The sequence below is a fragment of the Candidatus Nanopelagicales bacterium genome (genome assembly GCA_037045355.1).
Taxonomy (GTDB): Bacteria; Actinomycetota; Actinomycetes; order S36-B12.
The window spans coordinates 203573-225568 of sequence record JBAOHO010000012.1 but is presented as its reverse complement, the minus strand read 5'-3'; the positions used below and the strand labels follow the sequence as shown (position 1 = coordinate 225568).

Sequence of the window (21996 nt, the reverse complement as noted above, 5' to 3'; positions counted from 1 at the left end):
CAACGCCCCACGCCGGACTTCAGGTCACGATCCGGGCCACGTCCTCATCGGACTCCGGCCAATCGGCGAGGGTGTCCAAGTACATCTGGCGCACTTCGGCGATCTTGCGTTCCATGTTCGCCTTGGTCCACCCTTTCGTGGACACCGGGGGCAGCACCGCGACATCCACGACGCCCGGGTGGATGACATAGGAGTGGGCCGCCATGATCTCGCCGCAGTTGCGCATCACGATCGGCACGACCGGGACCCCTGCCTGCATGGCCATGTGGAAGGGACCCTTCTTGAACGGCAGCAGTCGGGCCGTCGGTGATCGCGTTCCCTCGGGGGCGATCGCGATGGAACGGCCGGCCTTGAGTGCATCCACCACCGGCTGCAACTCCTCGCGGGCGCGAGCGTTGTTGCTGCGATCGATGTAAGCGACATCCGCCAGGTAGCCGATGGGCCCGAACATCGGGTTGTACTCGAGTTCCTTCTTGGCGACTCCCGTGAAGTCCTTGCGCAGCACCGCCCCGAGTACGAACACGTCGAGTTGGCTTTGGTGGTTGAACAGGAACACCGCGGGCCGCTCCGCCCAGGCGTTCTCCTCGCCGACGATGTCGAGTCGAACCCCCGCCGCCGCCAAACCCAGGTCGGACCCAGCGCTGGCCGCCACATTGGCCCCCAGCCTCCGGGACCCATTCAGCACCGCGAGCCCCGCAGCCGCACCGATCGAGCCGGCGAAGACGCCGATGGCGGCAGCGCTGCGCACGACATCCAGCGGAGACGTACTCGCAGCGTTCTTCAGCCGGGCAGAGGGCCAGCCCCGGCGGCGCGCCTGCTCCGCCAGCTCCTCGTCCGGATTCAACGCGCACGGGCGACCGACCGACTCCAGGAATGCCACGTCCTCGGCTCCATTGCCGTAGGCGAAGGACTGTTCGAGGTCGATCCGATGCAAGGCGGCGAACTCCTGCACGCCCTTCGCCTTGCCCTCACCCCACCGGATGTCACTGGCCAACTCCCCGGTGAGGAATCCCTCGTCGTCCACCTCCATCTCGGTGCACACGATGTGATCGACCCCCAGGTCGTCCGCGGTGGGCTTGATCTGGGGCAGTGTCGCCGATGAGGCGATCACGACCGTGTGGCCCTGGCGTTTGTGCGCGTCGATGAGCAGTCTCGACTGCTCGTACAACATCCCCGCGATGCTCTTGGCGAAGACCCGATGCGCCCAGCGGTCCAACTCCTCGATGGGTCGGCCGGCCTGAGCCTGAACCCCGATCCGCATCAACTCGGACACATCGTGCCCCCGCCTTTCGACGTTCATCGTCTCCGTGAGGGTGGAGAGCAACTCACGCAGTCCGATGTCACCCTTGCGCAGCCTTTGCCGGAAGAACGCGGCCGCCGAGTAACCGTCGATGAGGGTGCCGTCGAAGTCGAAGAATGCCGCGACCTGCGGTCCCTCGGGAGACGTCTCGATCTGCTCGAGCAACCATTCGATGTCAGCCACGAGAACCTCCTGCCACCGGGACAGCCCGCTCGATCATCACCGGCTGGCCGGATGCCAGCGCGAGCCTGCGGATGTCATCGACGCGTCTGACGGCATTGCGAAGTTCGGTGGCGAACGCGCGCCGCCGCTCCACCACGCCCTTCTCGTCCGGTTCGATCAGGCCCTGATTCTTGGCCAACTGGAACGCGTTCTTGAAGTAGTCCCGCGAGATCGACTCCGGCGTGTGCAAGGTCTTCTGCAGCCAGCGCTGCTGCGCCAGTCCCAGGCACCGGTTGACCAGGTCTCCTTCGTCGATCAGGGCATCGGCGGGGAAGGCCTCGAGCTCGTCGGCCAAGACGCTGTACGCCTCGAGGAACGGCCCGACGACGCGATGCGCCAGATGCAGTTTAAGGTCGCGCAACTGTTCGAGAATCCCGGCATTCGTCCACGTGTCCGACTCCCAGCCCGGGTGGACGATCGACGACTCCTCCGCGATCTGCTCGGCGAACTTGCGCGTCCGTGGGAAGAAGAACTCGAACTTGAGGATCTCCTTCAGACGCCTCGCATTGCGCCACGTCGCCTCGGGAATGGTGTCCGCTCCCTGTAATCCCTCTTCCGCAGTCTGCATCAAGGCGAGTTCCGTGATCGCTCGGTTGATGAAGTGGTGGATCACCGTGTTCCGGTAGAACGCCGCCTCGTGTTGGTGCTGCAACTCCACCCAGTAGACGGATTCGCTGCCGTTGCTGTACTTCGAGACCACGGACTCCCGCACGAGCGTGTCGAGGGCATCCCGCAGGGGACCGTGGTCGGTCAGGTCGAACCGCTGGGTGACCGGCAGGTCCCGGCGCCTGATGTACTCCAGCAGCGGCGCCACGATGTTGCGGCCTTCAGCGACCGTGATGGCCCGGTCCCCGTTGTCGAGCAGCGCGAACGTGACCAACGCGCTCGGGGTGACCGGGGTAACCTCGTTGATCCGGTCGGCGACCTCGAAGGCGATTTTCGGCACCGCCAACCGAGGGCGCTGCCGGCCTTCGTCGTCGACCGTCAATTCCAGCGCGTTGCGCAGGGACAGAGGCTCCCCGAACCTCAGATGCGCGCGCCCGAGCCGCCGCGACTGGGACTTGGCGAAGTCGTACAACCAGCCGATACTCTCGGGCGCCTTCGCTCCGCCCATCTCCTCGGCTGAGATGGCGCCCACTTCGTGCTGTTGGTCGTAGATGATCGATGTCGGGACGATGTGCACGTCGTGTGCGGGGTACTCCGCGAAGGCATCGACGACGTAACTGAGGATCCCGTATCGGGGAGGCCGCAACTTGCCCGTCCGGGTACGACCCCCTTCGATGTACCACTCCAGATTGCGCCGGTGCTCGATCAGGTGCGCCAGGTACTGCTTCAGTACAGCGCGGTACAGGTGATCGTCTCGGAACTCGCGGCGGATGAAGACGATGCCGTTGCGTTGGCCGATGAGCGATAGCGGCCACAGAGCAAGATTCGCGCCACCGAGCACGTTGTTCGGTGGAAATCCATGCTGCTCGAGCGCGGACCGCAGCACCAGCGGATCCAGATACGAGCGGTGATTCGGCAGGAAGATCAGGGCCGACTCCCGGTTGAGCTTCTTCAACCGTTCGACCTCGGAGTCGCGGTAGTCCAGTTTGTAGGCCCGCGCCAGCCAACGACAGAACCGGTCCCAGCCGGCCACCGTCAACTTGCCGGGTTTGGTGGCCATCTCCTTGAGATCGGCCGCCGCCTCCTGCCGCAGGTCGGCCACACTGCGCCCGGACTCCGCCGACAGTTCCTCCAGCGTCTGCTGAAACTGCGGCGTGTCGAGTACTCGATCCACGGGTCCTCCCAGGGGTTACCCGGCCACGCTAGTAACGAGGGGCACCTGATGCCCGACGACAGCCCGGGTGGCACCTGACCTCGAGACGTGTACCCGGATAGCGACCGCGCCCCCCGGCGCCGCCATCCTCTACCGTTGAGCCCGTGGATCTGCCGCTGCCCATCGACTTCGAGGCACGGTACGGCGCGGGAACCAGGCGGGGCCTGGTCCTCGGGGGCGGCGGGATCTTCTTCATCGCCTGGCAGGTGTCGTACCTCAACACCCTGGCGCGGGCGGGCGTCGACCTGACCCGCGCCGAACGCGTCGTGGGTACTTCGGCCGGGTCGATGATTGCGGCCATCTACACCAGCGGGGGCCTGGGCCGTTTCGCGCGCACCGTCGAACTACTGTCGCACGCACCCGGACTGGTGAGCGCCCTGGCGCCGGCGGGCAACCTCAAGCCCAGCCAGAACCGGGCGCTCGATCTGTTCCGCACCGCTGACAACGCGGAACCGCCGACCGTTCAGGCCATCGGTCGTGCGGCACTCGCGGCAGCAGCCGCCCCCGCGGCGAACATGCGTCGTACCGCCACCTTGATGATCGGTCGGCGCCGATGGCCCGCAGCCTCACTGCGGATCACGACGGTCGACGCCTACAGCGGGGAACGACTGGTGATCGACCATCGTGCAGGTGTTCCGATTCCCGTGGCCGCCGCGGCGAGTGGAACCGTCCCGGGGTTGTTCGCCCCTCAGTTGATCCACGATCGGTACTGCATGGATGGCGGGGTGTCCGGATCGGGAATCCACACCGACCTCGTCGCCGGGACAAAACGGGCCTTCGTGCTGTCCCTGAGCGAGGCGTTTCGCGATCTCGGGCCCCGGCCCGGGGGCCTGACCCAGCGCCCGGGCGCCTATCAGGCTGAGCTCGAGGCGCTGGCGGCCAGCGGCACGGAAGTTCTCACCGTGGGTCCTGAGCACGCGGACCTGACCACGCTCATGGATCCGCGCACTGTGCCCGATGCGATGGCGATGGGCGCCCGGCAGGCCCAGGCGGACACCGGTCGAATCCGCGCTTTCTGGTCCGGCGGCTGACGCCCCTCGGGTCCCGCCGCCGGAAGGGAGCCGATACACGCCGCGGGGAGCCGATACACGCCGCAGGGATAGTGACCAATCGGCAGGTGATGACGCACACTAGGCCAATGAGATTCGGGAGGCCCCTGAGGTCCGGGAGGCCCCTGAGGTCCGGGAGGCCCCTGGGACCCGGCCGGTCATTGACGTCCGGGAGGTCATCCGGATCCGGACGCTCACCGAGACTCGGGCCCCCCGCCGCCCTGGCCGCCGTCACACTGTTGCTGGCCGCATGCTCTGCCACCGCACCCGAGGCCACCGACATCGCCGCGACGTCCGCCGTCGCGCCGCCGCCGACCCGGGTCCTGTTCTCGGTCCCGGCCGACCCGGGCCGGCCGGCTGAGGCCACGGTCGGCAACGGCGCGATCGTCACGGCCGAACTCGTCAGCGCCGGGCAGGACATCGAGATCGAGTCCACCCGTCGCAAGGTGGTCACTCCGAAACTGGAACCGGGTCGCACCTACCGACTCAGCCTGGAAACCAACGGCGCCGACGGGTTGCGCACCTGGACGAAGAAGTGGACGGTCCGTGACGCCACTGACGATGAGACCGTCGACGCCTGGTTGAGCCCCGAGGGCGGCAAGTACGGCGTCGGGATGCCCGTCTCTCTCACTTTCGAGGAGCCGGTCTACCGCAAGGAAGACGTCCAGGAAGCCCTGACTGTCACGGTCGACGGCGAGCCGGCGGACGGCGTGTGGTCGTGGTTGGACGATCAGACCGTCATGTACCGAGGCCAGGACTTCTGGCCGGCCAACAGCACGATCAAGGTCGATGCCGACCTCTCCGGTGTCCCGGTGACCGACGACAAGTGGGCATCATCTGACGTGAGCACGAAGTGGAGTACTGGCCGCGAGATGATCGTCAACGTCGATCTCGCCGACCACAGTTACGACGTCGAGAAGAACGGCAAGACCATCCGAACGGGTGGGGTCAGTGGCGGTCGACCCGGATTCGACACCCGCTCGGGCATCAAGGTGGTCATGGACCGCAACGAGGTCGTGCGCATGACCAACGAAGGCGTCACCGACGAGTTCTACGACCTCCAGGTCCCGTTCGCCATGAGGATCACCGACACCGGTGAATACCTGCATGCGGCGCCTTGGAACGGAAACGTCGGCGCGGTCAACACCAGTCATGGCTGCACCAACCTGACCTACGCCGACGGTGAATGGATGTACTACAACCTCATGGTCGGCGATCCGGTGGTGACGACCGGCAGTAGCCGCTCCATGGAGACCTGGAATGGCACCGGCGGCCCGTGGAACATCTCCTGGAAGGACTGGAAGGCCAACTCCAAGGCCTGACCGGTCCCGACGGAGGTAATGGGCATGCGTGAGACCCTGCTGGCGCGCTGGCGCTCGGTCCCGCGGCCTATCCGGAAGTCCGTGGTCCTGACGATCGGCTTCACCCTGATCGCGATCGGTGGTGTCCTGATCATCCTGCCGGGCCCCTTCACGCTTCCCTTCGTGATCGCCGGTATCGCGATCCTGTCCAGCGAGTTCGTCTGGGCTGCCAACCTCATGGAGCGTGGTCACCAAGCCACGGCATTGGCCAAGGGCTGGATCGGCCGAATTCCGACGCCGTGGATCGTCGTGATGGCCGTCTGGGTGGCGGTCGCGGTGGGGGTCGCGGCATGGTGGTGGTTCGTTCACCGCCCCTGATCGGAGTGCCATGACGCCGGACATCACCTTGAACAACGGGGTCACGATCCCGCAGCTGGGGTTCGGGGTCTTCAAGATCGACCCGACGGTGACGCGGGACATGGTTCTGGCTGCTTTCGACATCGGCTACCGACACGTCGATACCGCTCAGATGTACGGCAATGAGCGCGGTGTCGGCGAGGCAGTGCGGGAGTCGGGTCTGCCTCGATCCGAGGTGTTCATCACCAGCAAGCTCAACAACGGTTACCACGAACCGGAGGTCGCACTGCGCGCTTTCGATCGCACGATGGACATCCTCGGGCTGGACGTGCTCGACCTGTTCCTGATCCACTGGCCACTGCCCGCGGTCGGTGATTTCACCACTACCTGGGCGGCGATGGAGGCGATGTATGCCTCAGGTCGGGTGCGGGCCATCGGGGTGTCGAACTTCCACGAGCGGCATTTGCAGCTGGTGCTCGGCAGTTGCGTGGTGGTGCCAGCCGTGAATCAGATCGAGGTCCACCCGTACCTGACCCAGGACAAGCTGCGGAGTTTCAACGCGGTTCACGGAATCGCCACGCAGGCGTGGTCACCCATCGCGCGCGGCCGGGTCCTGACCGACCCCGTCATCTCGGCGATCGCCGAGAGACTGGGGCGCACCACCGCGCAGGTGGTGCTGCGTTGGCACGTTCAACGCGGTGACATCGTGTTCCCCAAGTCGAGCCGCCCTCAGGGCATGGCGGAGAACCTCGACATCTTCGACTTCCGTTTGACGGACTCCGACATGGCCGCGATCAGTGCGTTGGACCGCGGGGAGCGCACGGGACCCAACCCTGACGAGTTCAACTGGGTGCCGCACCCAGACTGACGTCCGCAACTCAATCGGGCCGACCGGCTGCGATGGCGGCTGCGAAGCCCGGCAGGTGAGCTTCCAGCTCGGGGCGCACAACCACCGTCGCGTCCAGTCCGCTCAGCACGCCGACAAGTCCGAGCCAGACCCGGTGCGTGAACAGCTGTTCGGCCGGCATGTTCAAGCGCAGCGCAACGGTGAAGTCGGGATTGCGCGGGTCGTTGACCCGATTGAACTGCTCGCGCAGCCACTGCCGGGAGTAGTGGAATACCTCGTGGCGTGCGGGTTCGGTGAAGGGCCCGAGGTAGTCGACCAACTTCTCGATCTCGATCGACACCCCGGAAGCGACAAACCCGTCGGACCGCAAGCGGGCCTCGACTGCCGCCGGGTCACCCGCGAGCATGGCCCCGATCAATCCTCCGAATGTGTCCGGCAGTCCACCAGGCGTGACGAGCACGGACCCGAAGTCCAGGACCCCCAGCCGGCTATCCTCCAGCAGCCGGAAGTTGCCGGGATGTGGATCCGTGTGCAGCAGACCGACGCGAGTCGGAGAAGTGAGGAAGAACCGTTGGTAGAGCTCACCGGCACGGTCGCGTTGGTGGCGGTTTCCCGTGCGGGCGACAGCGGCGAACGGCTCACCGGACAACCAATCCGACACCAGTACCCGTGGCGTGGCCAGGCGGACAGGGGGCACTACGAACTCGCAGTCGTCGCGATATTCCCGGGCGAACGCCGCCTGGTGCCGTCCTTCACGCCGATAGTCCAACTCCTCACCCAGACGGGTCCGCAGTTCGGCGATCAGTGGGGGCATCGCGACACCACGGGCGACTACCGACGTCACCCGCAACGCGGTGGACAAGGACCTCACGTCGGCGGCCATCGCCTCGGCGACGCCTGGGTACTGGATCTTGACCGCGACTTCGGTGCCGTCGGCCCACGTGGCCCGGTGCACCTGCCCGATGGACGCAGCCGCAGCCGTCGTTTCGTCGAAATCGCGGAACAGCGAACGCCAGTGGGAGCCGAGGTCGCGACGCAGGACCGGTTCGACCTCATCGAAAGCCAGGGCCGGGTTGTCCTGCTGCAGAGCGGCCAACGCGACCTGCCACGAACCGTCCGGATCCTGGGGCAGGAGCGCGTCGACGGTGGACAGCATCTGACCCACTTTCAGCGCGCCACCCTTGAGCTCACCCAGGACTCGGCGCGTGTCAGCGGCTGTGGCGCTTCGGGCCTGTCGCTGCAGGGCGGCGCGGTCGCCCCCGGTCAACCGGGCGAACTCGATGCGGGCGGTCCGAGCCAGAGCGCGTACCGGCAGTCCGCTGATTCGGATGGCACGACCGAACCGGGACGTGGAAAGGGTCACGCCGCCATTATCCGGATCGGCCGGGGCAGTCACTCAGGCGCGCAACCTGATCCGTGCGGGAACCGCCGTCGAAGGCCTCAGTGTGACGCTGGGAACCGGTTCGATGTCTCCCGGTGCGGTCGGGACGATGTGCCAGCGCCGTCCGAGTCCGGCCAATGCCAGCGTCGCTTCGGTGAGGGCGAATCGGTCCCCGATACATTTGCGGGCTGCGAACCCGAACGGGAACCACGCTCCCCGAGGAGCGATCTTCTCGGTGAACGAACCATCCGGGGTCAGCCAACGGTCGGGACGGAACTCTTGCGCGTCCGACCAGAATCTCGGGTCGCGGTGCATGGTGTATTGGCTGGCCAGGATTACCGAACCCGCAGGGATCACGACGGACCCGAGATCGAGATCCTCCAGCGCGATCCGGTCGAGGACCCATGCCGGAGGGCGAAGACGAAGTGTCTCGGCCAACACCGCGCGGGTGCGGGGCAGGCCTGGGATGTCCGCCACGGACGGGTTTGGGACGGAGTCCCACTCGGGCGCCACCCAGGCCTTCCACCGCGGGTTCGCGAACAGTAGCAGCCACGTCCAGGTGAGCAGCATCGCGGTCGTCTCGTGCCCGGCCAAGACCAGCGTGAGCGCCTCATCGCGAATCTCGTCGTCGGTCAACTCAGCTCCCGTTTCCGGGTCCCGCGCAGTGACCAGAGCGGTCATCATGTCCGACGCCGGTGTGCCGGCAGCTACCGCGATTCGTTTGTCACGGATCATGGTCGCCACCACCGTGTCCATCTGGTCGACTGCTCGGGTGAGGCGTCGGCGGGGACCGCTGGGATACCGGCTCAACAGCTCCCACTTCGGATTGACCGTCAAGGTGAACACCTCGAGGGCGTCCGACAGCGCCGGTCCGATCTCGTCACTGACCGCGGCGAGGTCCAGTCCGAACAAGGTCCGGCCGACGATGTCGAGCGTCAACGCTGACATCTCCTCGGTCACCGACAGCGCGGTGTCGCCTTGGTCGTAGCGGTTCCGCCAGCGGTCGTTCAGGTCGGCAACCGCCAACTGCATGTCGCTTCCGTAGCCGGCGATCTGGCGGCCTGTGAAGGCCGGTTGCACCATGGCGCGATGCGCTTTGTGCTTGTCACCCTCACTGGTCAAGATCCCGTCGCCTACGATCGGGCGGGCGGCCTGGAGCCCGAAACCCTTCATCGTGGGCTGATTGACGAAGACCTCCCAGATCAGGTCTGGGTCGTTGAGGAAAAACATGTCGGCGCGCGGCATTCGCACGTGAGCTACGGGACCGTAGCCGGTCATTCCCGTGAAGAACCCGATGGAGGGAACTTCACCGCGCAACAACTGGCGCCACACTTGGCTCATCGGGGGACCCGGTGGATAGTCGAGATCGGTTCGATGCGGTGATCTCAGCCCCGCGGACCGGCGGCGGGAGTCGGCGATGCGGTCCAGGGTCGAGGCGAACTCCGGTGTTGCGGCGAACTCCGGTGTTGCGGCAGTGGTGCTCATGGCGGCTCCGGACGTAATGGGCTCTTTCGATCGTGCCACAGCTCCGGGTCCGACCCGGACGCCGATATTCAGGGGAGCGGGGACTCGGGCTCGTCCCGATAGGAGATGCCGCTTGGCGTGGTCCAGATCCATCCGACTGGGGCGGCGCCGGGGTGCGGACCTGCGGTGGGGTTCGGATTGGACGCAATCTCTGGAGTGACGTCGGCGCTGGAGTCAGGACCGGAGCCAGCGTTGGGGTTGGGGTGGGGGTTGGGACCGTAACCAACGTCCGGGCTGGAGTGAGGACCAGAGTCAAGGGTGGGACTGGTCTCACGAGCGGGACCCGGGTCGGGACCGGTGCCGCTGGGTCTGGTCGTGGGGACAGGTACCTGGGGCGGACCACAGCCTGGGCCACCGCTATCGCTGTCTGCATGGTCGATAGGGGCTTGTTGCCTCCATCGCGTATGGGTCTTGAGCCGATGGTGCCGACGACAAAGAGGTCCGAGATTCTCCTCGGTGGTCGGGCCACCGGGGAACGGAGTCACGTGGTCGAGGTCAGTGAGGGAACTGCGGCATCCTGGCATGCGACAGTACGGCTCTCGGGCACGGATCAGTCGCGACAGTGCCGCGGTGGGACGGTAGGTCCCGGGGCTGGTGGCGATCACCTGGGTACCCGCGGTGGTCGTGGTCGTGATCCACGCCCGCCACCGCGTGTCGGCGGCCAATTCCCGAGCGACGTCAGCCGCGACCGGTCCGCAACCCAACACCTCACCAGGGTTTTCTGCCAGTCGCAGCAGCGTGGCGAGGTCGATCACGACGGCGACCTCAGCGCCCAATACGCGGTTCGCCGACCCCTGGCCATCTCCACCCGGGGGATGCCCTCCATCCGGCGCATGCCCCGGAGGTTGCTGGTCCCCTCCACGATGTAGGCTCGCGCCCCCTGATAGGCCACCGGCGTGCGGCGGGTCCGCGGTCGCTGTCCTTTCGATGCGCCTTTCGATGGGCCCTTCGATGGGTTCCGTGCCGTCAGAAGTCGCCATCCTGTCGCTGGGCTCGGGACCGTGAGGCGGAGTGGGAGGAGCCAGCAGCAAGTCCGTGAACACATCCGCTCGCCGCTGGTCGAGGGTGCGTGGCCCCTCGTCGCCGTCAGTGCCAGGACCCAGGACGTGGGCGATCGCAGTCAACCGGCGGAAGAGCCGGGTCGCCACATCGTCAGTCAGGTCGGCGCTGATGGTGGCCGAACCCTGACCGTGCAGGCGCAGCCGCACTCCCCGGTCTCGGTGACACTGCTTGCGCCGAGCGGCGAGGTCGAGATCCAAGCCCGCGGCGATGCGCTTGGCCTGGGACCGCAGATCGGTCAAGGTCCACTCGCGGAGCCCGGCAGCACGTCGCTGGCGTAACCGGTCCAAGAGCGTGGCGACCACCGTGACCCGTTCCGCCTCGGGCAGATGCCGAAGATCTGTGGCCAGGAGATGCGCGTGCCACCCCACCACCAGCCCCTTCGCCACCGCCGCACGTAGCCCCGGTATCCCGGCCACCCGCCGCATCCCCTCCAGGCGATGGCGGGCACTACCCGGCGACACTCGCAGTGCCGGGGCGAGCTCCTCGATACACGGATCGACCATGACGCCCAACTCAGGACGACCCGGTACCAGTAGGTCCTCCAGGGGCTGGTCGCCGGCCACATCGACGACGAACTCATCGGCCTTTGCAGCGACCCAGGAGGCGACCGCAGTCCACGCTGCGGCCGTCACCACCTGACAGGCACACGGACTGCCCGGCACTCCCAGGATCTCGTCCTTCGATACCGACGTGTGCACCTGCGGGCACCGCCCCCGGGGGTAGCCCGCCGAACGGTCGATCATCGCCAACTCCGCCAGCCGCCGGTGCAACTCGCGGCCCACGGGAAGCAGCATCAATCCGCGCACTTCACCACGAACATCCGCGTCCCACCACCCGGCCTGGGTCCACGCCGGACGCGACACGAGCCACATCAGCCGGGCGAACGCCCCGTCGATCTCGCCCCGTGACACCTCCACAGCGGGGACTGGACCCGACCGGACGCCAGGCGCGTCGGTGCCACCTCCGGGAGCGAAGGCAGCGACCCCGAATGAGAAGTCTGAATCGAACACCGGAACGACCATGACTCATGTGATCACAGTGGTCCGACACACAGTTCAGCCGCGCCCTCACCCGCGGGGAACCTCCCGGCGACCGGGGTTGAACTCGTTGACCGGATGAGGCGAGGCATAGCCCAGGGACACCCCACAGATGAGCTTGTACCGATCAGGCAGATCGAAGGCGCGCCGCACCGGTCCGGGCCACGTAGCGAGAGCACCTTGCGCACAGGTCGCCAGGCCGTTGGCGTGCGCCGACAGCATGAGGGTCTGCAGGTAGATGCCGGCGTCCAGCACCGAGAACTCCTTGAGCCCCTCATGCACGAAGACGAAGATGACGACAGGCGCCCCGAAGAACTCGAAGTTGCGGCGCATCTGACGGTCCCGGGCCTCATGATCGTGCCTCTCGATCCCCAGCACGCTGTACAGTCCGAATCCCGTATGACGGCGGTACGGCTGCAGGTCCTCCGGATACGTGAGGTTCGTGTCGAAGTCACCGTCGGGCAGACCCTCGCGAGACACCAGCAAGCGGAGCTTGTCGAGAGGACCGCCGCGACGCGCGGCGCTGGCTCGGTCGTACCGAGCGCATAGTTCGTGTTCGAGGTGATCCCGACGGGAACCCGTCGCTACCGCAAGCCGGTAGGGCTGGGTGTTCGACCAACTGGGCGCCCACTGGGCATCGTCGAGAACCTGCGCCAAGACGTCGTCGGGGACGGGGTCGGGCAGGAAGTCCCGGACGCTGCGTCGGCTCCTGACCAACTGGCTGAACTGGCGGGCAGCGGGGGAACGACTCATGTCCTCATGGTCCCGCGATCGGAGGTAACCGGCACGCCGCGGGCGGCGGAAGGGGACACCCTGAGAGGAGCCGGTCGAGACCGGCCGGACCAAGACGGAGCCAGCCGATGCCGGGGCGAGACCGGCACAGGCGAGACCGGCACAGGGCGTGTGTACTGCCAGCGGGCAGCGCCACACTTATCTTGTGAGAACAGACTCCGATCTTGTGAGAACAGACTCCGACGGGCGAGAGCGCCGCCCACGAACCCCCGAACGGCCAGCCCCCGCACCGCCCAACTGGGACCGGGGATCTCCTGCCACGAACTCGGACCCGCGAATATCGAACCCCAAACGGCTGCCGCGGCGAGTCGGCCCAGTGCGGTGGTGGGGGGTCGGCGCACTGGTTCTGGCTCTCGGCGCATGTTCCGCGCCCAGTGAAGCACCGCCGGCAGCCACAACGACTCCAACGGTGGCCGCACCCTCGGACTCCGCCACCAGCACCACCGACCCCACCGACACCACCGACACCACCGACCCAAGCGACACCGCCGACCCCGTCGAAGGCATGCCGAACAACTTCGTCCGGGTCCGTGACCTGATCCCGGACGCCGAATACGAGATCCGGTACGCGGGTGAGCACAACTTCGTCGGCCGACCGATCACCGGGTACCGAGCGCCCGAGTGCTGGCTCACGCGCGCGGCGGCCGAGGCGTTGGTACCGGTGCAGCGCCGTGTCAAGCGCGCCGGATACACGCTGAAGTTCTACGACTGCTTCCGACCGCAGCGCGCGGTCGACGACTTCGTGTCGTGGTCGCACCGTCCGGATGACACCACCACCAAGGCCGAGTTCTACCCGGACCTGGACAAGTCGGTGCTCTTCCCCGAGGGATACATCGCCGAACGCAGCGGGCACAGTCGCGGTTCGACCTTCGACGTCACCTTGGTGCCACTCGGCAAGGGGGTCAGCCCGAAGTGGCGGGTCGGCGACCCCCAGGTCGCGTGCACGTCATCGCTGCCGCCGCGGTTCCCCGACACTTCCATCGACATGGGGACCGGCTTCGATTGCTTCGATCCGCTCGCGAACACTGCCAACCCAGGCATCACCGCCAGGCAAGCAGCCAACCGGGCTTTGCTGGTCAGGCAGTTGCGGCGAGCCGGTTTCACGAACTACGACAAGGAATGGTGGCACTACACGCTGGCGAACGAGCCCTACCCGGACACGTATTTCGACGCCCCGATCACGCACGGCCGCTGAGGGGGCATCCAGATAGGATCAGTCCGCGCGAGACATTCCGTCGCGGAACCAGGCAGCCAGCCGCTCGAAGCCCTCATCCAGACCGACCTCGGGCGTCCACTGAAGGACCTCACGGGTTTGTCGCTGGTCGAACCAGTGCGCGGTCGCGAGCTGTTCGGCGAGGAACCGAGTGATCGGCGGATCGTCCTGGCGATCCCGGATCCGCCACCAGGTGTCGACTGCTGCTCCCACCGTCCACGCCAACCGGTACGGGACGTGGCGTCGAGGTGCGGGCACGCCGGCAGCTCGGCACAGCGAGGTCAGGATCTCCTGCACGGGCCGCGGTTCTCCGTTGGAGATCACGAACGCCTGTCCCGACGCTTGCGGAGCGCGGTCCAGCGCGGCGACGATCGCCTCGGCCGCGTTGTCAAGGTAGGTGGTGTCGATCAGGGCGGTTCCCCGGCCGACCACGGTCAGCCGACCGGCGCGCGCCCGGGCCACGATACGTTCGACAAGTTGCGTGTCGCCGGGCCCCCACACCAGGTGCGGCCGAACCGCGACCACCGCCAAGGAGTCACCGGCGGCGCCCAAGGCGACCCGTTCCGCGAGCGCTTTGCTGCGGCTGTAGGGTCCCCGCGCGTGGTCCGGGTCGGCAGGGGCGGCGGGTTCACCGACGAGCGATGATCCGCTGTGTGCCACCGATGGCGACGAGACCTGGACCAGACACGAAACACCCGCCTGCCGGGCGCTTGTCACCACATTCGTCGTCCCCACGACATTCGCCGCGAAGTAGTCGCTCCAGGCCCCCACGACATGAACCTTCGCGGCCAGATGCACAACGGCGTCTTGTCCTGAGACCGCGGCGCGGACGGCCGCCGCATCGCTGACGTCGCCCAGACGCTCCCGCAGGCCGAGATCGCTGGGGCGGCGCTGCATGACGGTCACGTCATCACCGCGTCGATCCAGTCGCCGGGCCACTTCCGCACCGAGCAGTCCCGATGCCCCGGTCACCAATACCCGCATGTCGATCCCTACGACAGGACGTCTGCCGCCCACCGGCTGACGGCGGCGCGGTCGATCTTGGAGTTGTGTCGGATATCCACCGGCAGGTCCGGCCGAACCAGCACGGCCGCCACCTCGACGCCTGCGACGGAGCGCACCTGCGCTGCCAGGACGGGATCAGCGAGAGCCTGCCCACTTGACCCGCCCGATGCGGGAACCACCACGATCGCCACCACCTGGGCGCCGGTCGGACCAACACCCACGCACGCTGCAGACGTGACGTCGGGCAACTGCTCCACCCGCTGCTCGATCCCGACCGGGGTGATCGGACCATCGGCCGTCGAGACGACATGGACCAGTCGACCCTCGACCCACAGCCTGCCCTCGGCGTCCAGGTGCCCGACGTCCCCGGTTCGGTGCCAGCCGGGGTTGGCCGAGCTCGCCGACTCCGTGGCCCACAGCCGGTCGTAGCGGTCCTTGGCCCAGGGAGCGGAGACCAGGATCTCGCCAGTGAGGTCAGGGGCAGTAGTCGGTTCCCCGGTCGCTCGTCCCAGCTCATCGAGTGGGCTGATCCGGAGTCGAGCCCCGGCGATCGGACGCCCGACGCAGACGCCGTCACCGACCCCCGCCAACTCCCGGTCGGCGAGGCTGATGTCGGTGACCGGCAGGACCTCGGTCATTCCATAGGGGGTGTGGGGCTCCGCGTTCGGGAGCACGGTTTGGAGATTGCGCAGTAAGGACTGCGGAACCGGCGCTCCCGCGCTCATCACCAGTCGGACATTCGCCAGAGCACTGCGTTGGTCGGGCGACAGGTCCGACTGCGTGGCCTCGACGTTGCGCAGGGAGGCGGGCGACGCCCAGACAACAGTCGCGGCGACAGCGGAGACCGCATCGGCCAGGCCGACGGCAGTCAAGGTCGCAGGCTGGGTGACATCCATATCGGGTACTGCCGACGCGATCCCCAGGGCGGGACCGTAGAGCGCGAACGGTGCGAATGCCGCGACGAGACTGTCCGCAGGCGTGATGGAGTACAGGTCGACCAGGGCAGCGACGTTGGCGGCCACTTGCCGATGGCGATAGCAGACCCCCTTGGCGGGTCCGGTGGCCCCAGAGGTGAACACCACCGCAGCCTCGTCGTCAGGTTCCGGCGGGTCCGGTAATGGCACGCCCCGGCCAGACCGAGCCGACCTCGGCCAACGAGGCTGTGGCGCCGAGGGCTCGGGTGCGTCGAGGGGTCGTCGGACCGGCGACAAAACGGCGGCCACCCACACGCAGGGCTCGAACCAGCGCGAGGCCCCGCGGTACGGCGATCACGTGTTGGGGCCAGGCGCCCCGCAGCGCCCGGGCCAGCCCTCGAGCGCCGAGCCCGGCGTCGGCCACGACGATCACCGCGCCGATGCGCCAGCACGCATAGACGGCTGCCGTCAGGTCGGCGCCGGGGGGGATCAACAGGGCGACCCGGTCGCCGCGGCGGACTCCGGAGCTCGCGAGTCCTGCTGCCAGATCGCGGACCACCTGGTCCAACTCCCGCCACGTGACGCCGTGCCGGCGACCGCCGAGTTCCACGACTGCGGGGCGATGCGCGGTCATGGGATCGGTGGCCCGCTGAGGGATGGCGGAGCCGACGAATCCTCCCCGCTGCCCCTGCGCGGGTGGAGAATCCGGATCCACGGTGCTCGTAACGCTCCCGCCGTCGGTGGGGCTGTCGGTGGGATGGGCGGAGGACGAGTCGGTGACGAGGGCATGGGAGGGAGCGGGTCCGGTGGCGAGGTCACGACGTTCGATCCAGCGCCGGATGTCATCGATGGCCGCTGGGGCGTCTTCCGTGACCAGATGCGAGGCTCCCTCGTAGCGGTGGACATCCGCGTGGGGGATCCGTTGCAGCAGGTCCTTCAGATACAGATCGGAGAACACGGGATCCGCAGGTCCCCAGGCCAGCAGCACTGGGACGTCCAGCGCTGTGACGCCGTGGGCCAGGCTGTTGAGCGTCGACATCGAGGGGTGATCGTCTTCCAAAGGGATGTCGGCCACGAAATCCGCCACCGCTTGACGGCGGGTCGCGGTTGCGTAGGGGGCAGCGAAGGCGGCGCGGACGTCGCGCGGCGGGCGGGGTCGCGATAGCGCAGTGGTCCCCCGCACGAATGTCGGTGTGCTCCGGCACACCGTCGCCAGCATCGCGGGGGTTCGGGCCATGCGGATCAAAGTGGGGGCCGGAGACCCGGAAGGCTGATGCACCGCGGTGTTCGTCAGAACAACCCCGGCCAACTGGTCGCGGTGGGACAGCGCCCACCCCAAGGACACCGGTCCGCCCCAGTCATGCGCAACGGTGACGACGGGGCCGCCGATGCCCAAGGCCTGGGTCAGCCGGTCGAGGTCTTCGATGCGTTGGGCTAGGCGCCGAACCTCACCGATCCGCTCGGACCAGCCCATCCCGAGTTGGTCGACGGCCACGACCCGCCAACCGGCCGGGGGCTCGGCGACGAGTCGGCGCCACAAGTAGGACCAGGTCGGGTTGCCGTGAACGCACAACACCGTCCCGATGGCACCGGATTCGGGTCCGCTGTCGAGCACATGGAACCGTCGGGTCACCCCGTCGGCATCGACCACATCGATCAGCCGAGACCAACTGGGGTCCAGCCCAGTCAGGCCGGGTGACGGCAGGGACGCCGGGATCGATCCGGGCTCAAGGGACGCTGTCACCACTCGATCTCGAGGGCGGTCGCGTTGATCCCGGATCCGATGCCCATCAGCAGCACCCGGTCGCCCGGAGTGAGGGACTGCGACTCCAGGGCCAACGTGTACGGCACAGATGCGGGACCGATGTTCCCATGCAGCCGGAACGTGCTGGGGGCCTTCTCCGGATCGATGCCCAACGCTTCAGTGATCGCCGCCGTGTGCACCTTGGAGATCTGGTGCGAGACATAGCGGTCCATGTCGGTCCAGTCATAGGACTGTTTCGCCTCGTCCCACAGAGCGGTCGATAGTTCCAATCCGGCGGTGAACAGTGCCTTGTGATCGGTACGCATGTCGTCCAAGGTGCCCACGCACAGGTCGAAGTGTTCGGTGGCGGCGCGGGTGACACCGGCAAGGACCCGGTGCCCCTCCGGATGCCGGTCCGCGGGGCCCAAGACCATCGCGGTGCCGCCCGAGCCCAGCGTGAGCGAGGCGAAGCGCTCCCAGATGTCCGTCAGTGTGGCCTCAGGTGATGCGAGCCGTTCCAAGGTGATCTCCTGGGTGTAGCGGCTGCCCTCCCCATCGACGACGAGCACGTACTCGACCTGACCCGCATCGATCATGGTGCCGGCGAGTTGCATCGCGTTGACGAACCCGAGACATGCGTTGGACAGGTCGAAGTTCAGACACGACGAGGCCAGCCCCAACTGGTGGTGGACCTCCACTGCGGCACTGGGCTCGAGGTGGTCACGGCACACCGACGTGTCGATCAACATCGCGATCCGACTGGGGTCGATCCCGGACTCGGCGATTGCCTTCGCTCCGGCCATCACTGCCGCGTCGACGAAGCTGACGTCCTCGGGCCACCACCGCCGCTCCTCGATACCGGCGACCGTGGAGAGCATCCCGGCTCGGAAGCCAGTGCGTTCGTAGGTTTCGGCCAGTCGTTCGTCGAATGACGCGGAAGTGGCCACGATGGGCGCCTCGACGGCTGTCACCGACAGGATCGCCGTGTTGGAGTACCGGAAGTTGACGTTTCCGGGCGGTTCTGACACGGCTGGTGGTGGAGTCGGGGTGGAGGTCATGCGCGTTCCTTGCAGCTGCGACAACGATGCGGGCCCGGACAGTCGAGTACGAGTGGACCGGCTCGTCCAGTGTCGCACGGGTATCTGGTAGCCACCTCTCCGCGATGGAGCGCCTGCGACGGCCCGCCGCCGTGGGTCCGGAAGCACGCTCGCGAACCGGTCAGCAACCAAGCCACACGGGCGAGGGGTCCTACCCCGACTGGTCACACCGCGACCGGCAACACGGAGAGACATCCCCACGGCCTTCGACCCAGGCGCGCGCACGCGCGCAGAAGAGTGCCCAGCGCAGAGCAGGGACCTGCGACCCTGGCCCCGGTTCGGCCTTCGGCGGATGCTGGGGACATGAGGAGTCGTTACCTGAGGGCCTTCGCCCTGGTCACCGCGTCGGTCGTGTCGCTCGCCGGGGGAAGCACCGCCACCTCCCTCGCCCGCCCCACGGAATCACCCTCTGACGCAGTCGCGTCTCCCTACGTGCCGCCAGCCCCCGAGGACTTCAGCGCGCTCACTGCCAGCGACGCTTTTGCGGAACTCCAGCGCAAGATGGAGGCGGAGTACGCCTTCACACAATGGAAGGACATCGACTGGGAAGCACTGCGCGCCCGCTATGCGCCGCTGATCGCCCGCGCAGAGGCGAGGGGCGACGAGCAGGCCTACTACCTCACCCTGAGGCGGTACCTGCACGAGTTCCGTGATGGCCACGTCAGCATGAAGCCCGAGAATCCGGCCGTGACCGAGGCCCTGGCCGGGGGTGGATTCGGGATGACCGTCATGCGGATCGACAGCGGTTCAATCGTTGTCGATTGGGTGCAGCCCGGCGGGGCGGCGTGGCGGGCCGGCATCCGGGCCAAGGCACGAATCCTGCGTTGGCGGAACCAGCGCGTGGACCGGGCGCTGCGTCGGACCAGCACCGCGTTGTCACCGAACATGCCGACCGACGGCCGGGTCGAGTATGAGAAGCTGCGCTTCCTCGTCCGGGCGCCGATCGGGGCGCAGCGTACTGTGACGTTTCGGAATTCCGGGGATGAGCGCTCCCGGCAACGAGTCCTGACAGCCGCAGATGACGACCTGCTCACCTTGGAGCGCACGTCCATGGCGTCCGTCATCAACAGCGGCTGGCCGGAGCGGATGATCGATCATCGGATGCTGGCCGGTGGTGTGGGGTACATCCGCGTGTACGCGGAGATCGACCTGCCGGCGGAGTTGCCCGGCGACCACACCCCGACGCTCACGCTCTTTCGACGAGCGATCCGCGACCTGAAGGCCGACGGCGCCAGTGGTCTGATCATCGATGTGCGGGCCAACTCGGGTGGGTCCGATCAGATGGTCGCCGACTTCATGTCGTCGTTCTACCCGAAGCGGTCGTTCTACGAGTATCAGAACTACCTGGTGCCGGGAACTGGCCGATTCGAGATCTGGCGGGTCGACGACACGACCGGTGAGTACCGATGGCCGGGGCGCGGACTGTGGATCCAACCCGACGGACCCCGGTTCACCGGTCCCGTCGTGGGATTGGTCAACAACGGCTGCATCAGTTCCGGCGAGGGCGTCGCGATGGGGATCAAACGACTGCCGCAAGGCCGAATCGTCGGTTTCACCGAGACCAACGGGTCTTTCGGAATGGCCGGAGACGCCGCTCTGATGCCAGGCGGGTACGAGATCCACTGGCCTTTCGGGCAGTCGCTGGCCAAGGACCGGGTCGTGCAAATCGATGCCCACTACGGGCGCGGCGGAGTGCACCCTGACGTCCGGGTTCCGATGACGGCCGGCACTGCCCATCGCACGGCGACGGGGCAGGACCTCGTCCTGAAGGCGGGGGTGCGCGAACTTCGGTCCATGCTCGCGCGAGTGGGTCTGTCGTGACGTCCGCAGCGCACCCGATCTGCCGCGGGTCCGGTTCCTGGCCGGGTGGGTTGTCGATCAGAGTTCGCGCGGTTTGAGGGCGGGGTCCAGCCAACCGAACACCCGGGCCTGGAACAGCGGATGCGCCGCCTGTTCGCAGTGCTGACCCGCTCCTTCGGCGGCCGTGAAGGTCACGAACTCGTGCGGGCAGGTCAGAGCGGCCACGAGTTCGGGCGCGCTGGCGCTGATGGAATCACCCTCGGCGTTGCACACGAAAGTCGGGCAGGTGATCTTGTCGGCGGCGCCCTTCAGTGTGAAGCCGCGGGTGGCATCCACCAGGGCCAGAGCATCGGGAACTCCGTGAACCAGCAGGCCGCGGCGGAGCGCCCAGCCCGCAGTCGGCTGCGCCATGACCTGCTGCAGCATCTCGCCGACCTCGGAACGGGTCTTCGCGTCGCCCGCTTCGAACTGCGACCGGACGGGATCGGGCAGTCGCGCCAGGAAGGCCTCGTACAGATCGAACGCACCACAGTCGGCGACGCAGGCTGCCAGTCGATGCTCCGCACTCGCGGCACGTGGAGCGAGGTAGCCTCCCAGGCTCCCCCCGATGAGTGCCACCCGCGTCGCGTCCACATCGCCACGAGCGGCGACGAAGTCGACGACGGGGGTGATGACGTTCTCCCAGTCGGGGCGCATCGTCAGGCCCTGCTGGATCAACGCAGCGCCTTGGCCGGGGCCGTCGAACATCAACGCGTTGTAGCCGCGCGCCAGTGCGGCCGCGCCGTAGAAGGAGTACAGCTCCTCGGCCGTTCCGTCGTACCCGCCTGTGATGATCACAGTGGCACGCGGCCGGGAGTCGCCCTCGACTCGGAAGAAGTAGCCCGGCAGGGTCGTGCCCTCATAGGGGATCTGCACGATCTCGGGCGGTTGTGTCAGCAAGTCCGCCCCCTGGCGGAACAACTCCGTCTGCCGTTGATTCGCCTGCTTCAGTCGGTCATCGATCGGAGGCTGCAGGAGCATCAGGCCCGCGGTGCGATGGTAGGTGGCAGCGCTCCAACTGGCCTGCCTGGCAGATTCCGGGTCGCCCGCCGCGAGTGCCGCCTGGGCTCGCTGAGCGGCGGCCTCTCCGGTGTCACTCCATTCGCGGAACCACGTGTCCGCGTCGGTGTCGGTGATCCGGGCGGTCGTGGCCATGACTTCACCCAAGACGGCCGCATCGGATGCCAGACCCGCGGCCCGCATGGCCTGCGCGTCCAGCAGTGGGTCGGAGTGGAAGATCCCACGTGAGGGCGGTGGCGGGGGCGGGGGCGGGGGCTGAACAGCGGGAGTGGTCGGCATGGGGACACTGTTCCATCCCCGAGCACTCGGCACATCTATCCCCGAGCACTCGGCACATCTATCCCCGAGCACTCGGCACATCTATCGCCCCAGGCCCCTCGGCAAGTTCATCTCCGAGCCCTCGGAACATCCATTGCCCCAGGGCCCTCGGCACATCTATTGCCGAGCACTCGGAACATCCATCGCCCGGAGGC

Annotated in this window: 17 protein-coding genes; 6 read left to right on the top strand and 11 right to left on the bottom strand. The window is 67.3% G+C overall.

Annotated elements, in window-relative coordinates:
• Nucleotides 1–19 precede the first annotated feature (19 nt).
• Both V9E98_05835 and V9E98_05830 read right to left on the bottom strand, forming a co-directional pair.
• On the bottom strand, nucleotides 20–1483 hold the full coding sequence (locus tag V9E98_05835; protein MEI2716502.1) for an HAD-IB family hydrolase: 1464 nt from the start codon (nucleotides 1481–1483) through the stop codon (nucleotides 20–22).
• Nucleotides 1476–3302: a 1-acyl-sn-glycerol-3-phosphate acyltransferase gene (locus V9E98_05830; protein MEI2716501.1), complete on the bottom strand. Its 1827-nt coding sequence runs from the start codon at nucleotides 3300–3302 to the stop codon at nucleotides 1476–1478. Before V9E98_05830 ends, V9E98_05835 begins: the two co-directional genes overlap by 8 nt.
• Nucleotides 3303–3445: 143 nt before the next feature.
• On the opposite strand from V9E98_05830, the gene V9E98_05825 reads away from it, so the two are divergent.
• The 4 genes from V9E98_05825 (at nucleotide 3446) to V9E98_05810 (ending at nucleotide 6916) form a co-directional block, all read left to right on the top strand.
• Nucleotides 3446–4372 carry a patatin-like phospholipase family protein gene (locus tag V9E98_05825; protein ID MEI2716500.1) on the top strand — a complete coding sequence of 309 codons (927 nt, stop codon included), beginning with the start codon at nucleotides 3446–3448 and terminating at the stop codon, nucleotides 4370–4372.
• A gap of 257 nt (nucleotides 4373–4629) precedes the next feature.
• Complete coding sequence (locus tag V9E98_05820; protein MEI2716499.1) at nucleotides 4630–5712, top strand: L,D-transpeptidase; 1083 nt, start codon at nucleotides 4630–4632, stop codon at nucleotides 5710–5712.
• Between the two features lie 24 nt (nucleotides 5713–5736).
• Nucleotides 5737–6069, top strand: a complete 333-nt coding sequence (locus V9E98_05815) for a PGPGW domain-containing protein (GenBank protein ID MEI2716498.1) — start codon at nucleotides 5737–5739, stop codon at nucleotides 6067–6069.
• Between the two features lie 10 nt (nucleotides 6070–6079).
• On the top strand, nucleotides 6080–6916 hold the full coding sequence (locus V9E98_05810) for an aldo/keto reductase (protein MEI2716497.1): 837 nt from the start codon (nucleotides 6080–6082) through the stop codon (nucleotides 6914–6916).
• Nucleotides 6917–6926: 10 nt separating this feature from the next.
• On the opposite strand, the gene V9E98_05805 is transcribed toward V9E98_05810, so the two are convergent.
• From V9E98_05805 to V9E98_05790, 4 genes are all read right to left on the bottom strand, one after another.
• Nucleotides 6927–8258: an AarF/ABC1/UbiB kinase family protein gene (locus tag V9E98_05805; protein MEI2716496.1), complete on the bottom strand. Its 1332-nt coding sequence runs from the start codon at nucleotides 8256–8258 to the stop codon at nucleotides 6927–6929.
• 33 nt (nucleotides 8259–8291) lie between these two features.
• The gene (locus V9E98_05800) at nucleotides 8292–9761 is read right to left on the bottom strand and encodes a cytochrome P450 (protein ID MEI2716495.1); all 1470 of its coding nucleotides are present in this window, start codon (nucleotides 9759–9761) and stop codon (nucleotides 8292–8294) included.
• A 68-nt stretch (nucleotides 9762–9829) separates the two neighbouring features.
• Nucleotides 9830–11872: a DUF222 domain-containing protein gene (locus V9E98_05795; GenBank protein MEI2716494.1), complete on the bottom strand. Its 2043-nt coding sequence runs from the start codon at nucleotides 11870–11872 to the stop codon at nucleotides 9830–9832.
• Between the two features lie 57 nt (nucleotides 11873–11929).
• Nucleotides 11930–12652, bottom strand: coding sequence for a nitroreductase (locus V9E98_05790; GenBank protein ID MEI2716493.1), 723 nt, complete (start codon nucleotides 12650–12652; stop codon nucleotides 11930–11932).
• 448 nt (nucleotides 12653–13100) lie between these two features.
• On the opposite strand from V9E98_05790, the gene V9E98_05785 reads away from it, so the two are divergent.
• Nucleotides 13101–13886, top strand: a complete 786-nt coding sequence (locus V9E98_05785; GenBank protein MEI2716492.1) for a M15 family metallopeptidase — start codon at nucleotides 13101–13103, stop codon at nucleotides 13884–13886.
• An 18-nt stretch (nucleotides 13887–13904) separates the two neighbouring features.
• Here V9E98_05785 and V9E98_05780 read toward each other — a convergent pair whose 3' ends face one another.
• The 4 genes from V9E98_05780 to V9E98_05765 are packed head-to-tail and all read right to left on the bottom strand — an operon-like array spanning nucleotide 13905 to nucleotide 18625.
• On the bottom strand, nucleotides 13905–14888 hold the full coding sequence (locus tag V9E98_05780) for an NAD-dependent epimerase/dehydratase family protein (protein ID MEI2716491.1): 984 nt from the start codon (nucleotides 14886–14888) through the stop codon (nucleotides 13905–13907).
• A gap of 8 nt (nucleotides 14889–14896) precedes the next feature.
• Entirely contained in the window at nucleotides 14897–16033 is a 1137-nt protein-coding gene (locus V9E98_05775; protein MEI2716490.1) for an AMP-binding protein, read from the bottom strand.
• Nucleotides 16005–17567: an alpha/beta fold hydrolase gene (locus V9E98_05770; protein ID MEI2716489.1), complete on the bottom strand. Its 1563-nt coding sequence runs from the start codon at nucleotides 17565–17567 to the stop codon at nucleotides 16005–16007. The genes V9E98_05775 and V9E98_05770 overlap by 29 nt, the downstream gene beginning before the upstream one ends.
• The gene (locus tag V9E98_05765; protein ID MEI2716488.1) at nucleotides 17564–18625 is read right to left on the bottom strand and encodes a 3-oxoacyl-ACP synthase III; all 1062 of its coding nucleotides are present in this window, start codon (nucleotides 18623–18625) and stop codon (nucleotides 17564–17566) included. The genes V9E98_05770 and V9E98_05765 overlap by 4 nt, the downstream gene beginning before the upstream one ends.
• A 342-nt stretch (nucleotides 18626–18967) precedes the next feature.
• Between V9E98_05765 and V9E98_05760 the strand changes: the two genes are divergently transcribed.
• The gene (locus V9E98_05760) at nucleotides 18968–20485 is read left to right on the top strand and encodes a S41 family peptidase (GenBank protein ID MEI2716487.1); all 1518 of its coding nucleotides are present in this window, start codon (nucleotides 18968–18970) and stop codon (nucleotides 20483–20485) included.
• Between the two features lie 57 nt (nucleotides 20486–20542).
• Here V9E98_05760 and V9E98_05755 read toward each other — a convergent pair whose 3' ends face one another.
• Complete coding sequence (locus V9E98_05755; GenBank protein MEI2716486.1) at nucleotides 20543–21802, bottom strand: alpha/beta fold hydrolase; 1260 nt, start codon at nucleotides 21800–21802, stop codon at nucleotides 20543–20545.
• Nucleotides 21803–21996 lie beyond the last annotated feature (194 nt).

Coding starts and splice junctions, on each gene's coding strand:
- V9E98_05815 (MEI2716498.1), top strand. CDS start 5,737: ATGCGTGAGACCCTGCTGGCGCGCTGGCGCTCGGTCCCGCGGCCTATC.
- V9E98_05810 (MEI2716497.1), top strand. CDS start 6,080: ATGACGCCGGACATCACCTTGAACAACGGGGTCACGATCCCGCAGCTG.
- V9E98_05800 (MEI2716495.1), bottom strand. CDS start 9,761: ATGAGCACCACTGCCGCAACACCGGAGTTCGCCGCAACACCGGAGTTC.
- V9E98_05790 (MEI2716493.1), bottom strand. CDS start 12,652: ATGAGTCGTTCCCCCGCTGCCCGCCAGTTCAGCCAGTTGGTCAGGAGC.
- V9E98_05780 (MEI2716491.1), bottom strand. CDS start 14,888: ATGCGGGTATTGGTGACCGGGGCATCGGGACTGCTCGGTGCGGAAGTG.
- V9E98_05765 (MEI2716488.1), bottom strand. CDS start 18,625: ATGACCTCCACCCCGACTCCACCACCAGCCGTGTCAGAACCGCCCGGA.
- V9E98_05760 (MEI2716487.1), top strand. CDS start 18,968: ATGAGGAGTCGTTACCTGAGGGCCTTCGCCCTGGTCACCGCGTCGGTC.
- V9E98_05755 (MEI2716486.1), bottom strand. CDS start 21,802: ATGCCGACCACTCCCGCTGTTCAGCCCCCGCCCCCGCCCCCGCCACCG.